Source organism: Polaromonas sp. DSP2-3-2b2 (assembly GCF_049895905.1).
Lineage (GTDB): Bacteria > Pseudomonadota > Gammaproteobacteria > Burkholderiales > Burkholderiaceae_C > Polaromonas.
Window position 1 is genome coordinate 243059 of sequence record NZ_JAFCTH010000002.1, and the last position, 15633, is coordinate 258691.

At 60.5% G+C, this 15633-nt stretch carries 17 protein-coding genes and 1 tRNA gene; 4 read left to right on the forward strand and 14 right to left on the reverse strand.

Annotated features, from left to right (window positions below):
* Positions 1 to 7 precede the first annotated feature (7 nt).
* The 12 genes from ACP7AD_RS03090 to tsaD form a co-directional block, all read right to left on the reverse strand.
* The gene (locus ACP7AD_RS03090; protein WP_426144570.1) at positions 8 to 622 is read right to left on the reverse strand and encodes an NADH-quinone oxidoreductase subunit C; all 615 of its coding nucleotides are present in this window, start codon (positions 620 to 622) and stop codon (positions 8 to 10) included.
* A complete protein-coding gene (locus ACP7AD_RS03095; protein ID WP_011800826.1) occupies positions 622 to 1101 on the reverse strand; it encodes a NuoB/complex I 20 kDa subunit family protein in 480 nt (159 codons plus the stop codon). Before ACP7AD_RS03095 ends, ACP7AD_RS03090 begins: the two co-directional genes overlap by 1 nt.
* A 40-nt stretch (positions 1102 to 1141) precedes the next feature.
* On the reverse strand, positions 1142 to 1501 hold the full coding sequence (locus ACP7AD_RS03100; protein ID WP_011800825.1) for an NADH-quinone oxidoreductase subunit A: 360 nt from the start codon (positions 1499 to 1501) through the stop codon (positions 1142 to 1144).
* A gap of 125 nt (positions 1502 to 1626) precedes the next feature.
* Positions 1627 to 1711, reverse strand: a tRNA-Leu gene (locus ACP7AD_RS03105).
* A gap of 119 nt (positions 1712 to 1830) precedes the next feature.
* The gene (gene secG, locus ACP7AD_RS03110) at positions 1831 to 2244 is read right to left on the reverse strand and encodes a preprotein translocase subunit SecG (RefSeq protein ID WP_426144569.1); all 414 of its coding nucleotides are present in this window, start codon (positions 2242 to 2244) and stop codon (positions 1831 to 1833) included.
* 33 nt (positions 2245 to 2277) lie between these two features.
* The gene (tpiA, locus tag ACP7AD_RS03115) at positions 2278 to 3036 is read right to left on the reverse strand and encodes a triose-phosphate isomerase (RefSeq protein WP_426144568.1); all 759 of its coding nucleotides are present in this window, start codon (positions 3034 to 3036) and stop codon (positions 2278 to 2280) included.
* A 12-nt stretch (positions 3037 to 3048) separates the two neighbouring features.
* Positions 3049 to 4035, reverse strand: a complete 987-nt coding sequence (locus tag ACP7AD_RS03120; protein ID WP_426144567.1) for an NAD(P)H-quinone oxidoreductase — start codon at positions 4033 to 4035, stop codon at positions 3049 to 3051.
* Positions 4036 to 4112: 77 nt separating this feature from the next.
* The gene (gene pnp / locus ACP7AD_RS03125; protein ID WP_426144566.1) at positions 4113 to 6221 is read right to left on the reverse strand and encodes a polyribonucleotide nucleotidyltransferase; all 2109 of its coding nucleotides are present in this window, start codon (positions 6219 to 6221) and stop codon (positions 4113 to 4115) included.
* Positions 6222 to 6496: 275 nt separating this feature from the next.
* Positions 6497 to 6763, reverse strand: a complete 267-nt coding sequence (gene rpsO / locus ACP7AD_RS03130; RefSeq protein WP_029524379.1) for a 30S ribosomal protein S15 — start codon at positions 6761 to 6763, stop codon at positions 6497 to 6499.
* A 142-nt stretch (positions 6764 to 6905) separates the two neighbouring features.
* Positions 6906 to 8093, reverse strand: coding sequence for a pyridoxal phosphate-dependent aminotransferase (locus tag ACP7AD_RS03135; protein WP_426144565.1), 1188 nt, complete (start codon positions 8091 to 8093; stop codon positions 6906 to 6908).
* Between the two features lie 38 nt (positions 8094 to 8131).
* Positions 8132 to 9397 (reverse strand): branched-chain amino acid ABC transporter substrate-binding protein, encoded by a 1266-nt coding sequence (locus tag ACP7AD_RS03140; RefSeq protein ID WP_426144564.1) that lies wholly within the window; start codon positions 9395 to 9397, stop codon positions 8132 to 8134.
* Between the two features lie 95 nt (positions 9398 to 9492).
* Positions 9493 to 10566, reverse strand: coding sequence for a tRNA (adenosine(37)-N6)-threonylcarbamoyltransferase complex transferase subunit TsaD (gene tsaD / locus ACP7AD_RS03145; protein ID WP_426144563.1), 1074 nt, complete (start codon positions 10564 to 10566; stop codon positions 9493 to 9495).
* 106 nt (positions 10567 to 10672) lie between these two features.
* On the opposite strand from tsaD, the gene ACP7AD_RS03150 reads away from it, so the two are divergent.
* Positions 10673 to 11305 (forward strand): ANTAR domain-containing response regulator, encoded by a 633-nt coding sequence (locus tag ACP7AD_RS03150; protein ID WP_426144562.1) that lies wholly within the window; start codon positions 10673 to 10675, stop codon positions 11303 to 11305.
* A 132-nt stretch (positions 11306 to 11437) separates the two neighbouring features.
* Here ACP7AD_RS03150 and ACP7AD_RS03155 read toward each other — a convergent pair whose 3' ends face one another.
* Positions 11438 to 11644, reverse strand: a complete 207-nt coding sequence (locus ACP7AD_RS03155) for a hypothetical protein (RefSeq protein ID WP_426144561.1) — start codon at positions 11642 to 11644, stop codon at positions 11438 to 11440.
* Here ACP7AD_RS03155 and ACP7AD_RS03160 point away from each other — a divergent pair.
* Genes ACP7AD_RS03160 through ACP7AD_RS03170 form a run of 3 tightly spaced genes read left to right on the forward strand, consistent with a single transcriptional unit; the run spans position 11643 to position 14725 of the window.
* Positions 11643 to 12887: a CmpA/NrtA family ABC transporter substrate-binding protein gene (locus ACP7AD_RS03160; RefSeq protein WP_426144560.1), complete on the forward strand. Its 1245-nt coding sequence runs from the start codon at positions 11643 to 11645 to the stop codon at positions 12885 to 12887. The two genes, ACP7AD_RS03155 and ACP7AD_RS03160, sit on opposite strands and share 2 nt — an antisense overlap.
* Positions 12888 to 12933: 46 nt before the next feature.
* Positions 12934 to 13881 carry a nitrate ABC transporter permease gene (ntrB, locus tag ACP7AD_RS03165; protein ID WP_426144559.1) on the forward strand — a complete coding sequence of 316 codons (948 nt, stop codon included), beginning with the start codon at positions 12934 to 12936 and terminating at the stop codon, positions 13879 to 13881.
* Between the two features lie 28 nt (positions 13882 to 13909).
* Positions 13910 to 14725, forward strand: coding sequence for an ABC transporter ATP-binding protein (locus tag ACP7AD_RS03170; RefSeq protein WP_426144558.1), 816 nt, complete (start codon positions 13910 to 13912; stop codon positions 14723 to 14725).
* A 38-nt stretch (positions 14726 to 14763) separates the two neighbouring features.
* Here the strand turns inward: ACP7AD_RS03170 and ACP7AD_RS03175 are convergent, their stop codons facing one another.
* Entirely contained in the window at positions 14764 to 15204 is a 441-nt protein-coding gene (locus tag ACP7AD_RS03175; RefSeq protein ID WP_426144557.1) for a CBS domain-containing protein, read from the reverse strand.
* Positions 15205 to 15633 lie beyond the last annotated feature (429 nt).

Consider the following 15633-nt stretch of genomic DNA (forward strand, 5'->3'; position numbering starts at 1 on the left):
AAACCGCCTATTGAAGACCGCCATACTGTTCCTCGCGAATCACGCGCGGAATCATTTCGCGGGGCTCGATAGTCACGGGCTGATAAATCACGCGTTTTTGCTCGGCGTCGTAACGCATTTCCACATGGCCGGTGGTTGGGAAATCCTTGCGAAACGGATGGCCAATGAAACCGTAATCTGTCAGGATGCGACGCAGATCGTTGTGGCCCTCGAAAACGATGCCGTAGAGGTCGAAAGCTTCACGCTCGAACCAGTTGGCCGAACTCCAGATACCGTTGACCGAATCAACAACAGGGAAATCGTCGTCAGGACAAAATACCTTTAGCCTCACCCGCTGGTTAAGGCTTACCGACAACAAGTGCGACGAGACGCAGTAACGTAGTCCGTCATATTGACCGTTTTTGTATTCGGAATAGTCCAGACCGCAGAGGTCCATGAGTTGTTCGAATTTGCAGCCGGGCGCGTCGCGAAGCAATGTTGCTGCCGCCAGATAGTCGGCAGCTGGCACGGTTACCGTGATTTCCCCAAGAGCGATCTTGACGCTTTTCGCCTTGCTACCCAGCACCAATGCAATGGTTTCACCCAACTGAGAAATTAAAACGGGAGGTGAAGACACTGGCATCAAGCCCTCGCAATCGTGTTGGTCCTGCGAATCTTCTGCTGCAACTGGATGATGCCGTAGAGCAACGCCTCGGCGGTTGGCGGACAACCAGGCACGTACACATCCACTGGCACGATCCGGTCACAGCCGCGAACGACGGAATAACTGTAATGATAGTAACCACCGCCATTGGCGCACGATCCCATGGAGATCACCCAACGCGGCTCTGCCATCTGGTCGTAGACCTTGCGCAACGCCGGACCCATCTTGTTGCACAAGGTGCCCGCAACGATCATCAGATCGGACTGGCGCGGGCTGGGCCGAAACAACATACCGAAGCGGTCGATGTCGTAACGGGCGGCACCCGCATGCATCATTTCAACGGCACAGCAGGCCAGACCGAAGGTCATGGGCCATAGCGAGCCGGTTTTGGCCCAGTTGACCACTGAGTCATAGCTCGTGGTCACAAAGCCTTCTTTGAAAACACCTTCAAGTGACATACCAGTACCCTTTTTAAAAAGCCTTCTTCACGGCTTTTTCTTATTCCCAGTCCAGCGCACCTTTTTTCCATTCGTAAACAAAGCCTACGACCAGAATGCCCAGAAAAACCATGACCGACCAAAAACCGAGCGCACCAATTTCCTTGAGCGAAACCGCCCACGGAAACAGAAAAGCAATTTCAAGATCAAAAAGAATGAACAGGATGGCGACTAGGTAGTAGCGCACATCGAATTTCATGCGCGCATCTTCGAATGCTTCAAAGCCGCATTCATAAGGAGAGTTTTTTTCACTGTCGGGCCGGACCGGACCCAGCAAACGACCTAAAACCATCGGCAATATTCCGACACCTACGCCCACTAGGATAAACAAGAGAACAGGAAGGTATTGGTCGAGGTTCATCGTGGGTTTCAACTTCTGAAAAGCCACTCGCACAGCAAGCTACACAGATTGAATGCGCAGCTTGCACGAGTTTACCGTTTGAGCCGAAAGCAGCCCTTGGGGCCTGCTACCGATACTAGTCAATCTGGTGCGGACGGCGAGACTCGAACTCGCACAGCTTTCGCCACTACCCCCTCAAGATAGCGTGTCTACCAATTTCACCACGTCCGCGGGACTTACTTTTGCCTGGATGGCTTGAGGAAACTTTACAGTTGTTTTGCTTTCCAGACTGCCTTAGAGTTTACCCTGAAATGGTAACGCTTTCGCCCTATGGCACCGACTTTGTGGTCTTATTTCGTGGGGATTTGAGCCGCACCCGAAGCTGGCGTGGCTGGTGCTGGAGGAACCACCACGTTGGCTGAAGTGGGTGCGGCCGTGCCAGGAATCTGGGCCGCGCCCGAGGCTGGAAGAACTGGCACCGTGACGGCTACGCCTTCCAGAACACTTGAGCCAGTGCGGGGTTGTTGCGCACTTCCAAAATAGGCCAGCATGAGGGTGCAGGCAAAAAACAGCGCCGCCAAGACACCGGTCGTGCGCGACAGGAAATTGGCGCTTCCGCTGGCACCAAACAGGCTTCCGGAGCCGCCGCTGCCAAACGCTGCACCCATGTCGGCGCCCTTGCCATGCTGAACCAGGATCAGGCCAACCATGCCCAGCGCCGAAAGCATTTGAACGGCCAGCACAGCAGTCAATAAAATATTCATGATTACTCCTAATTTAGTAGCGAACTGTGCTCGTCAAACGGGCGCAGAAGCGATAATTTTCAAAAAATCCGGGGCCTTGAGCGAAGCGCCGCCTATGAGCCCGCCATCAATGTCTGGCTGGGCCAGCAAGGTGGCTGCATTGGCAGCGTTCATGCTGCCGCCATACAGTATCTTGATGCGGGCCGACTGATCGGTCGCGGCCTTCAGCTGGGACCTGAGCACCGTATGCACGGCCTGTGCTTCTTCTGGCGAGGCCGTCTTGCCCGTGCCGATGGCCCAGACCGGCTCGTAAGCCACCACGACCTCGCTGATGCAATGTCCGTTGGCGTGAATCACCGCCGCTAGCTGGCGCTTGACGACTTCTTCGGTGCGGCCGGCTTCACGTTCGGCCAGCGTTTCACCGACGCAAACGATGGGTGTGATGCCTGCTGCAAGCGCAGCCCGGGCCTTTTCAGCCACAAGCGCATCGGTTTCAGCATGGAACTGGCGGCGCTCTGAATGGCCGACGATGGCGAAGCGGCAGCCCAGTTCCTTGAGCATGGCAGCACTCACTTCGCCGGTGTACGCGCCGAAAGCATGGGCAGACACGTCCTGCGCGCCGACGTCCAGAGCAGACAGCGCCGGGTATTTCAATTTCAGGGACCGGACCTGCATCAAATACGGGCTGGGGACGCACACGGCCACGTCACAGGCCAGGCCTGGCGCTAGCCCTGCAGCAAGGGCCGCCAGCAACTCTTCGTTGGCAGCCATGCTGCCGTTCATTTTCCAGTTTCCTGCAATCAGCTTTTTCATTTTTCTTGCCACTTACCAGGTTAAAACAATCTTGCCGATATGCTGATTCGACTCCATCAGCGCATGCGCCCTGGGCGCATCGGCTGCGGCAAAGGTGCTGTGGATCACGGGCTTGATCGCCCCGCTGGCGATCAGGGGCCAGACTTTTTCTTTCAGCGCCAAAGCGATGGTCGTCTTGAACGCCAGCGAACGCGGACGCAAGGTGGAGCCGGTGATGGTCAGTCGCCTGCGCAGCACGATGCCGGCATTGAACTCAGCCTTCACGCCGCCCTGCACGGCAATGATGACAAGGCGGCCATCCTCGGCCAGGCACTCGACTTCACGCGAAACATAGCTGCCGCCCACCATGTCAAGAATGACATTGACGCCCTGCCCGTTCGTCAACTTGCGGGCTTCTTCGGCAAAATCGCTGGCCTTGTAATTGATCGCATGGTCAGCGCCCAACGTCACGCAGGCAGCACACTTTTCGTCGCTACCGGCCGTGACCAGCACCCGTGCGCCAAGCGCCTTGGCAATCTGGATGGCCGTGACGCCAATGCCGCTGGAGCCACCCTGGATCAGCAGGGTTTCACCTTTTTGCAGATAAGCCCGCTCAAAGACATTGCTCCAGACGGTGAAGAATGTTTCGGGCAGCGATGCCGCCTCGATGTCGCTCAGACCTTCGGGAACTGGCAGACATTGCCCGACGGGCGCCACGCACAGTTCGGCATAGCCGCCGCCCGCCACCAAGGCGCACACCCGGTCGCCAAGTTTTAGATGGGCAGCCGACATGGCCGCCGCATCGCCACCAATGATCTCTCCGGCGACTTCCAGCCCGGGAATGTCAGACGCACCCGGCGGCACGGGATAATTTCCGGTGCGCTGCAGCACGTCAGGGCGGTTGATACCGCTGGCGCGCACGCGGATCAGCACTTCGCCGGCAGCCGGCTCAGGGTCGGGACGCGTGCCAGGTTGCAGCACATCGGGTGCGCCAAAAGAAGTGATTTCGATGACTCTCATGGTTTTATTGGTCATTTGTGCCGCTTGCGCATACTCCATATGCGCAAACAGCTACAAAATCAATAGCAAATTACCGATCAGCCCTGATGAACGGGACGGTCCAGCAGCGCTTTCATCGACAGCTTGACACGGCCTTTTTCGTCGGTTTCCAGAACCTTGACCTTGATGATCTGGCCTTCCTGGAGATAGTCGGCAACCCTCTCGACGCGCTCATGGGCGATCTGGCTGATGTGCAGCAGACCGTCCTTGCCAGGCATCAGGTTGACCAGCGCGCCGAAGTCCAGGATCTTGGTGATGGCGCCTTCATAGACCTTGCCAATTTCGACTTCGGCAGTGATCTCGGCGATGCGGCGCTTGGCCTCATCGGCCTTGGCGCTGTCGTTCGAGGCGATGGTGATGGTGCCGTCTTCCTCGATGTTGATCTGGGTGCCGGTCTCCTCGGTCAGCGCGCGGATGACGGCGCCGCCCTTGCCAATCACGTCGCGGATCTTGTCGGGGTTGATTTTCATCACGTACAGGCGCGGTGCGAAATCAGACACTTCCGTCTTGGCTTCGCCCATGGCTTCTTGCATCTTGCCCAGGATGTGCATGCGGGCTTCCTTGGCCTGGGCCAGCGCGACCTGCATGATTTCCTTGGTGATGCCCTGGATCTTGATATCCATCTGCAGCGCGGTGATGCCGAACGTCGTGCCGGCCACCTTGAAGTCCATGTCGCCCAGGTGATCTTCGTCGCCCAGGATGTCGGTCAGCACGGCAAAGCGGTTGTCTTCCTTGATCAGGCCCATGGCGATGCCGGCCACATGGGCTTTCATGGGAACGCCAGCGTCCATCAGCGACAGGCAGCCGCCGCAAACCGACGCCATCGACGACGAGCCGTTGGACTCGGTGATCTCGCTGACCACGCGCATGGTGTACGGAAATTCTTCCTTGCTCGGCAGCACGGCAATCAGCGCGCGCTTGGCCAGGCGGCCGTGGCCGATTTCGCGGCGCTTCGGGCTGCCCACACGGCCGGTTTCGCCGGTGGCGAACGGAGGCATGTTGTAGTGCAGCATGAAGCGGTCTTCGTAGTCGCCGCTCAATGCATCGATGCGCTGCGCGTCGCGCTCGGTGCCCAGCGTGGTCACGACCAGCGCCTGGGTTTCGCCACGCGTGAACAGCGCCGAGCCGTGGGTGCGCGGCAGTACGCTGTTGCGGATTTCGATTGGACGCACGGTCCGGGTGTCGCGGCCGTCGATGCGCGGGTCACCGGCCAGGATCTGGCTGCGGACAATTTTTGCTTCAATGTCGAACAGCATGCCTTCAACGGCCACGCCGTCGAATTCAACGCCTTCGGCTTTCAGGCCCATTTTGGTCCAGGTGGTCACTTCACGCGTGGCGTGCGTGCGGGCCTGCTTGTTGCGAATCTGGTAAGCAGCGCGCAGCTTTTCTTCAGCAAGGGCGCCGACCTTGGCGATCAGCACATCGTCCTTGGCGGGCGCTTGCCAGTCCCAGACCGGCTTGCCGGCGCCCTGCACCAGTTCATGAATGGCATTGATGGCGATGTTGCCCTGCTCGTGGCCGAATACGATGGCAGCCAGCATGATTTCTTCGGACAGTTGCTTGGCTTCGGACTCGACCATCAGAACGGCGGCTTCGGTTCCGGCCACGACCAGATCCATCGTCGAATCTTTCAACTGGGTCTTGCCGGGATTCAGCACAAACTCGCCGCCGATGTAGGCCACTCGGGCAGCGCCGATCGGGCCATTGAACGGGATGCCGGAAATCGCCAGCGCGGCGCTTGAAGCGATCAGCGCGGGAATGTCGCCTTCGACTTCAGGGTTGAGCGACAGCACATGGATGACGACCTGCACTTCATTGAAGAAGCCTTCAGGGAACAGCGGGCGGATCGGGCGGTCGATCAGGCGCGAGGTCAGCGTTTCGAATTCGCTAGGACGGCCTTCGCGCTTGAAAAAGCTGCCGGGAATGCGGCCAGCGGCATAGGTCTTTTCCAGGTAATCAACGGTCAGCGGAAAAAAATCCTGGCCGGGCTTGGCATCCTTCTTGGCGACCACGGTGGCCAGAACGACGGTGCCGTCCATATCGAGCAGCACGGCGCCGCCGGACTGGCGCGCCACTTCGCCGGTTTCCATCGTGACCTTGTGCTGGCCCCACTGAAAGGACTTGGTGACTTTATTGAAAATGCTCATGTGTTTTCTCCGTTTTTTCAAGGCACATCAGGCAGTGCCGAAAGCCCGGAGCGGTGGCTGGCTGAACACGATGCCATTCCATAAAACGCCTGGCAGCGGGAACCTGCAGGGCTGGTCTTGTGGAATGACACAGCGCGTGCTCGCTGGGCCTTGCTCCGAAATATTCAGCCATGCCATGGACACGACTGAAGGTTGAACAGGTTATTTTGCAGTTTTAAAGTGCAAAACGCCTGAGCTAGTGAACTAACTCAGGCGCTTGTCGATGGGTTTACCGATTACTTACGCAGACCAAGCTTGGCGATCAGCGCGATGTAACGGGCGGCGTCGCGGGACTTCAGGTAGTCGAGCAGCTTGCGGCGGCGGCTCACCATGCGCAGCAGGCCACGGCGGCCGTGGTGATCTTTTGCATGGGTCTTGAAGTGGGGCATCAGTTCGTTGATACGGCCGGTCAGCAGGCCGACCTGGACTTCAGGACTACCGGTGTCCGTGGCGGAACGGGCATTGTCCTTGACAATTTCGGCCTTGATTGATTTTGCGATCATTGAATTTTTTTCCTCTTGCAACAGTGTTGCTACTGGCGAGCGAAGCAGTGTTCCCACTATTGAGACTTGACCGCTTTCGTCGTGATTTCCGGCGGGGAGCAGCTGCTTTCTCAAGCCGCCGCATGTGGCGCGGAACTGCGCATTATAGCGTAAGCCAGCGCTTGAGCCGATCCACGCCCTGCGACAAGCGGGCCACATCCCGGCTGGCAAAACACCAGCGCAGCCAGCCTTGGGCATCAGGACCGGGATTGACCATGAAGGCATTGCCCGGCGCCAGGCCCAGTCCGGCCTCGACCACCAGACGCTTGGCGGTTTCCAGCGAATCGCCGAACCGGTCCTGGTCGGTCAATCTGAAAAAAGCATACATGCCGCCCTTGGCTGGCGCGACTTCCACACCCGGCAGCGCCTGCAGCAGCGGCACCAGGGTGTCGCGGCAGGCCCTGAGGTGTGCCACCAGTTGCGGCGTGACGTCGTTGGTCCTTTGCAGCGCGACCAACCCAGCACGCTGGATGAACACCGGCGCGCAGGAGGTGTTGAATTCCACCAGCTTGCCCATGTGCGCCGTCATCGACGCCGGCATCACCAGCCAGCCCAGGCGCCAGCCGGTCATCAAAAAGCTCTTGGAAAAGCTGTGCGCAACGACTAGGCGGTCCTCGGGGCCGGCCACATCCAGGAAACTCGGCGCGCAGCCATTGGGCGTGGGCTCGAAGTAAAGGCGCTCATAAACCTCGTCAGCCAGAATCCAGGTGCCGGTCTGGCGGCAATGCGCCAGGATCGAAGCCTGCTCGGCGCGGCTCAAGGTCCAGCCGGTCGGATTGTTCGGTGCGTTGACGATCAGCAGCTTGGTTGCCGGCGTGATGGCGGCAAGCAATTCGGCCATGTTGAGCCGCCATTCGCCAGCCACCGGCTTGAGGCTCACGCAGCGCAGAACAGCGCCCATGATCAGCGGCTGCGCCGTCAGGTTGGGCCAGACTGGCGTCACCGCCACGACTTCATCGCCGGCATCGACCAGCGCCTGCACGGCCAGCATCAGCGCATTGACACCGCCCGAGGTCACGGCAATGCGGCCGACGCCAATCGGCGCGGCACCCAGGCAGCGCAGGCCGGTTGAATAGGCCGCAATGGCGTCGCGCAATTCCGGCAAACCCAGGTTGTGGGCGTAAAACGTCTCGCCCTGCTGCAGCGACGCAATCGCGGCATCGCGGATAAAGGCCGGCGTCGCCTCGTCGCTCTCGCCGAACCAGAACTTCAGCACATCGGTGCGGCCCATGCCTGCATTGGCCACCTGGCGGATCATCGACTCTTCGAGGTTCAGAACTGCTTTTCTCATGCGCGCCTTTTTAATCTACCGAAGCGGGATGCCGAGGCTCATGGCCGCGCCATCTTGCAGCTGGTTGGCTGCTCGGCGCGTTTCGCAGAAATCGTCTTGATAACGCGAAAACCGTAGCCCGAGCCTTCAACATCGAATTTCGTGCCCGGCGCGCCCTGCCTGTCCATCATGGCGACGGCCAGCGGCTGCTGGAACTGGTGGTCGGCGGTGCGCATGCTGCCCTTGAAGCCGGAGAAATCCACCGCTGTCTTTTCCATCTGCGCGGCCACGGCGGTGGCATCGCTGCTGCCGGCTTTTTCCAGGCTCTGGGCCAGCGTTTCCACCATCAGCTGCATGCGCATGTGGACATAGTCGTCTTGCGGCCGGGGAAACCGCTGGCGAAACGACTGGTAGAAATTCTCGGACGCGGCGCCCGGCGTGTTGGGAAACCAGTCGGCCACGGCAATCACCTTGCCGACACCGGCATCGCCCAGCGCGGCGGGCACGCCCAGCGCATTGCCGTAAAAGGTGTAGAACTTGCCGTCGTAACCGACTTCCCTGGCCGCCTTGATGAGCAGCGTCAGGTCATTGCCCCAGTTGCCCGTCAGCACCGCCTGCGCGCCGCTGGTCTTGATCTTGACGGCGTACGGAATGAAGTCCTTGACGCGGCCGATCGGATGCAGCTCGTCGCCGACGATCTGCACATCGGGCCGCTGCGCCGCGATCTGCTTGCGCCCTTCGCGCAGCACAGCCTGGCCGAAGCTGTAGTCCTGGCCGATCAGGTAGACCTTTTTGACCGCCGCGTCGTCCTTGAATACGTCCATCAGCGCGGCCATGCGCATGTCGGCATGGGCGTCGAAGCGGAAATGCCAGTAGCTGCATTTCTCGTTCGTCAAAATGGGATCGACCGCCGAATAGTTCAGGAACAGCACGCGCTTGCCCGGCTCGCGTTCGTTGTGCTTGTTGATGGCGTCGATCAGCGCTGCCGCCACGGACGACGAATTGCCCTGCGCGATGACGGTCACGCCGTCGTCGATTGCCGAGCGCAGCGCGGCCAGCGCTTCCTCGTTCTGGCCTTTGCTGTCGTAACGTTCAACCGCCAGGTTGTGCGCGCCGTCGGCCAGCTTGACGCCGCCGCGCGCATTGACGCGTTCGGTGGCCCACACCAGATTGCGGAACACCGCTTCCCCGGTGTTGGCAAAAGCGCCGGACAAGCTTTCGATCAGCGCGATGCGCACCGGCGGCTGGGAAACGGGCTGCGCCTGGGCCAGCAATGAAAGGCCCAGGCCCAGGGCGGCGGCAGTATGTTTAAAAAACTTTTGCATAAAAAAGAAGACCGTCCTATTTTGATTTGATTTCAATTAAGTGCCAGGGCATTTGTCCGCCTGACAGCGGTTAGACCCAGACGCGCCAAAAAAGCTCAAGCGTTCAGGGGAGCCACGAGGGCGGGAACGGGCTGAATCTCCGCCAGGTTCCAGCGCGGCTTCACGTCAAAGGTGTAGCGGCCCTGCAGCATGGGCAGGTCAACCAGCCCGGCCTGCAGTCGCATGCCGGCCGCCATCGCGATCATGGCGCCGTTGTCGGTGCAAAACTCCAGCTCGGGGTAATGCACGCGAATGCCGCGCTGCTGGCAGGCGGCATTAAGCTGGCTGCGCAGCAAGGCGTTGGCGCCGACGCCGCCCGCCACCACCAGCCGCTTGAGCGCGGTTTGCGACAAGGCAGCCAGCGTTTTCTTCACCAGCACCTCGACAATCGCCGCCTGCGTGGAAGCGGCCAGGTCAGCCTTGCGGCTTTCCATATCGGCCCCTAACTTTTTCGCCTGCGTCAGCACGGCGGTTTTCAGGCCCGAGAATGAAAAATCGAGGTTGCCGCTGTGCAGCAGCGGGCGCGGCAGCTTGAAGGCCGCGGCGTCGCCGCCCAGCGCCAGCCGGGCCAGGTGCGAGCCGCCGGGATACGGCAGGCCCATCAGCTTGGCCGACTTGTCGAAGGCCTCGCCGGCCGCGTCGTCGATGGTTTCGCCGAGCAGCTCATAGCTGCCGACCCGGTCCACGCGCATCAGCTGGGTGTGGCCGCCCGACACCAGCAGCGCGACAAACGGAAACTCGGGCGGGTCGGCGCTCAGGAATGGAGACAGCAGGTGGCCTTCCAGGTGGTGCACGCCCATCGCCGGCTTGCCCAGCGCGGCGGCCAGCGAGCAGGCCACGCCGGCACCCACCAGCAGCGCGCCCGCCAGACCCGGGCCACGCGTGTAGGCCACCACATCGACATCGGCCAGCGAACGCTGCGCGCCCTGCATCACCTCCTGCGTCAGCGGCAGTACGCGCCGGATATGGTCGCGGCTGGCCAGTTCGGGCACCACGCCGCCAAACGGCTGGTGCATGACGATCTGGCTGTAGAGCGCATGCGCGAGCAGACGCGGCACCGGGCTGGCGCCGGTGTCGACCAGCGCCACGCCGGTTTCATCGCAACTTGATTCAATTCCTAGGACTAGCATCGCCCAAGTGTAAGTTAGGGCTTTCCTTGGCCCGGCGGCAACGGTTTGGCCAAATAAAAACCGTCTCGGGGAAATTTGATGGCGCGAATCTTGCAGAATCCGGCCCATGAATTCCGTTTCTTCCCTGCGCCTCGTGGTGATTGCGCCGGACCTGGTGGTGGCCGATGCCGCAGACGAGGCCGCCGTGGCGCTGGCCGAGCGCTCGCGCCAGTTGCGCATCGGCCTGCTCGAAGGCGGCTTCAACCTGGTCGCCACGCTGCCCGCCGACACGTTTCTGCGCGAGCGGCTGGCCCAGCTGCAGCCCGACATGATCATCGTCGATGCCGAAAGCGATGCCCGCGATTCGCTGGAACACGTCGTCATGGCCACGCGCGACGAGCGCCGGCCCATCGTGCTGTTCACCAATGACGACGACACCCGCCACGTGAAGGACGCCGTGGCCGCTGGCGTTTCGGCGTACATCGTCGCCGGCCTTGAGCCGTCGCGCATCCGTCCCATTCTGGACGTGGCCATGGCCCGCTTTGAGCACGAACAGGGACTGCGCCGCGAACTGGCCGATGCGCGCACCGAGCTGAAGGACCGAAAGGTCATCGACCGGGCCAAGGGCCTGCTGATGCAGCGCCAGGGCCTCTCGGAGCAGGCAGCCTATGAAAAACTGCGCAAGGCGGCCATGGACAAGGGCATGCGCCTGGGCGACGTGGCGCAGCGCATGCTCGATGTGGCCGACCTGCTCGGCTAAACCACCAACGCCGAAATGGTGCAGCGCACAACAGCAGTGCGCCTTCAAAAAACCGGCGTTCGGCCCGCCAGCAGCCAAAATGCTATTTAATTAATAGCTGCTTGCGCAAGCAGGACAAGCGCCACAGCCAGATTAGCTTAAAAATTTCAGCGTTTGTCGAGCAACCAGTCCGAACTGGCACAGCTTTTGCAATGAAGTGAACACCGGGCCTTCCGCTTCAACGGCGAAGCGAAAAGTCCAAGAACAAAGGCGTTCGAACCCTGTCGTCACAGCTTCATGTGGCAACTCGGGTCGAACGCCTTTTTTTATTTTTGTTTTATTTCCAGGAGTTGCTGACATGACGGACCTGCTCAAACCATCCCTGACCCGCCGCAGCGTGCTGCAAGCCGCCGCCGTGGGCGCCGTGGGCATCAGCCCGGCATTGCGCGCGGCCGTGTATGCCCAGGGCTCGGACGCTCCGGAAAAGAAGGAGGTCAAGATCGGCTTTATTCCGCTGACCGACTGCGCCTCGGTCGTCATGGCGTCGGTGCTGGGCATCGACAAGAAATACGGCGTCACCATCATCCCTTCCAAGGAAGCCAGCTGGGCCGGTGTGCGCGACAAGCTGGTCAACGGCGAGCTCGATTTTGCCCATGTACTCTACGGCCTGATCTACGGCGTGCACCTCGGCACGTCCGGCCCCAAGAAAGACATGGCGGTCTTGATGACGCTGAACAACAACGGCCAGGCCATCACGCTAAGCAAAAAACTCGCCGACAAGGGCGCGGTCGATGGCCCCGGCCTGGCCAAGCTGATGGCCAGCGAAAAGCGCGAATACACCTTCGCCCAGACCTTCCCGACCGGCACGCACGCGATGTGGCTGTACTACTGGCTGGCCGCCAACGGCATCAACCCGATGACGGATGCCAAGGTCATCACCGTGCCGCCGCCGCAAATGGTCGCCAACATGCGCATCGGCAACATGGACGGCTTTTGCGTCGGCGAGCCCTGGAACCACCGCGCCATCATGGACGGCATCGGCATCACCGCCGTCACCACGCAAGACATCTGGAAAGACCACCCGGAAAAAGTCTTGGGCACCACCGCCGAGTTCACCCAGAAATACCCCAATACTGCGCGCGCCGTGACCGCCGCCATTCTGGAAGCCGGCCAGTGGATTGACGCCAGCCTGGCCAACAAGAACAAGATGGCCGAAACCATCGCCGGCAAGGCCTATGTCAACACCAGCGTGGACGCCATCAACCAGCGCATCCTGGGCCGCTACCAGAACGGCATGGGCAAGACCTGGGACGACCCGAACTACATGAAGTTCTCGGGCGACGGCGCGGTGAACTTTCCGTACCTGTCCGACGGCATGTGGTTTTTGACGCAGCACAAGCGCTGGGGCCTGATGAAGGAGCACCCCGACTACCTGGCCGTGGCCAAGCAGATCAACAAGATCGACATCTACAAGCAGGCCGCCAGCGCCGCCAAGGTAAATGTGCCCAAAGACGCGATGCGCACCAGCAAACTCATCGACGGCACGGTCTGGGACGGCAAGGACCCGAAAAAGTACGCCGACAGCTTCAAGGTTCACGCCTGAAGCCGCTCCTGAAATTTCATTGAAACATTCATCAAGAGGTGACGTCATGGTCAGTGCCGTATTTCACAGCCCCCGGGAAGCCGCCCTGCCGGCCGCGTCAAGCGCGGAGCGGAGCGCTACGCATTCGATAGCTGTAAACGCAGACGGGACAAGCGCAAATGCCGTAAAAAGCCTTGAAAAGGCTACGGTACAGGCGGCCAGGTTGCAGCGGGACTTCTCGGCACTGTGGCTGCGCGTGCTGCCGCCCCTGCTCGGCCTGGCCCTGCTGGTGGCGATCTGGGAGGTGGTGTCCATCGCCACCAAGGCCAGCATTCCGTCGCCCAAGGACACGTTTTTGCAGGCCGTCGTGCTGTTCAGCGACCCGTTCTACCGCAACGGTCCGAACGACCAGGGCGTCGGCTGGAACGTGCTGTCGTCGCTCAAGCGCGTGGCCATGGGCTTTGGGCTGGCGGCCATCGTCGGCATTCCGGTTGGTTTCCTGATTGGCCGCTTCACCTTTTTGAGCCACATGTTCAACCCGCTGATCAGCCTGATGCGGCCGGTGTCGCCGCTGGCCTGGCTGCCGATTGGCCTGCTGGTGTTCAAGGGCGCCGACCCGGCCGCGATCTGGACGATTTTCATCTGCTCGATCTGGCCCATGATCATCAACACCGCCGTCGGCGTGCAGCGCGTGCCGCAGGACTACATGAACGTGGCGCGGGTGCTGAACCTGTCCGAATGGAAGATCGTCACCAAGATATTGTTCCCGTCGGTGCTGCCCTACATGCTGACCGGCGTGCGCCTGGCCGTGGGCACGGCATGGCTGGTGATCGTCGCGGCCGAGATGCTGACCGGCGGCGTCGGCATCGGTTTCTGGGTCTGGGACGAGTGGAACAACCTGAACGTCAAGAACATCATCATCGCGATTTTCGTGATCGGCATCGTCGGCCTGATGCTGGAATACGCGCTGATCAAGCTGGCCACGGCGTTCACGTTTGAAGAAGTCAAGAGCTGAGCTGCCGACCTACCCAAGGAACATGACCATGAACACCTCCGTCAATCCCCAGTACATCGACATCCAGGGCGTCGAGCAGGTCTTCAAGACCAAAAAAGGCCCGTTCTGCGCGCTGCAGAACGTCAATCTCAAAGTCGCCAAGGGCGAATTCGTCGCGCTGATCGGCCACTCGGGCTGTGGCAAATCGACGCTGCTCAACCTGATTGCCGGCCTGACGATGCCGACGCAGGGCGTGCTGCTGTGCGCCAACCGCGAAATCGCCGGCCCCGGCCCGGAGCGCGCGGTGGTGTTCCAGAACCATTCGCTGCTGCCGTGGCTGACGTGCTTTGAAAATGTCTATTTGGCGGTCGAGCGCGTGTTTTCAGCGACAGAAAGCAAGGCCCAGCTCAAGGCGCGCACCGATGCGGTGCTGGCCATGGTCGGTTTGAGTGACGCAGCACAAAAGCGGCCCGGCGAGATTTCGGGCGGTATGAAGCAGCGCGTCGGCATTGCGCGCGCGCTGTCGATGGAGCCCAAGGTGCTGCTGCTCGACGAGCCCTTTGGCGCGCTCGATGCGCTGACCCGCGCCAAGCTGCAGGACGAGCTGCTGCAGATCGTTGCCAACACGCAAAGCACGGTGGTCATGGTGACGCACGATGTCGATGAAGCCGTATTGCTCAGCGACAAGATCGTGATGATGACCAACGGCCCGTCGGCGATTATTGGCGAAGTGCTGAGCGTGGACCTGCCGCGCCCGCGCAACCGCGTGGAACTGGCTGAAAGCACCCAGTACCTGCACTACCGCAAGGCGGTGATCGACTTTTTGTACACGCGCCAGGCGCATGTGGAAAAACTGACGGCCTGAGCCGGCAAGGGTTCAGGCCGCCAGATCAGGCACGCCGGTCAGCTGCGCTGGCCGGAAATGTAGTGCTCAAGCTGCTCAATGACGAACTTCTGCTCGGAAATGATGTCCTTGACCAAGTCGCCGATAGAGATCAGGCCGACGAGCCGGTCGTCCTTGACCACCGGCAGGTGGCGCAGCCGGTTGTCGGTCATCAGCGCCATGCATTCCTCGCTGGTCTGGCTGGGCTTGACGAACATCACCGACGTGGTCATGACGTCGCGCACCAGCGTCAACGCCGAAGTGCGGCCCTTGAGCGCAATCTTGCGGGCATAGTCGCGCTCGGTGACGATGCCGACAATCTGCTCGCCTTCCATGACCAGCAAGGCGCCAATGCGCTTGTCGGCCATGCGCTGCAGCGCATCGAAGACCGAGTCGTTCGGCCCGATCGTATGGACGATGGCTTCGCCCTTGGCTTTGAGAATGTCGGCAACAGCGGTCATAGGTAGCTCCCTCTTAAAACAATGCACATGAGCATGCGAGTTTCGGGCCATATGCACAGGCAATGCAAGAGGCCTGCAACCCGCAGCATCTGATTTTGAGATTGAAAACTTGCAGGCCACTTGCAGGCGGAATGAACGCACAAAAACGGCATGGGAAAACCGGTGTGCTCCCAGTGCTTGCGCGCCCGCCTCCACCGGCATGGTGCAACGCACAATTTCAAGGCGCCGATGCACCACGCAAGGGGTTGACCACGCTGGTCAACACTATTTTTTTAATAGCTGCTCATGCCTACCCACTGTGCGCAAACAGCACTTTTCATTCATTAATAGTGAAATAAAAATACATGGCACAACCCTTGCATAAATATCGCCGCTGCCAATGCTGGCGGCGTGTAGGCCCGGTGCAATGGCGGATTGGGCAGACAGGAC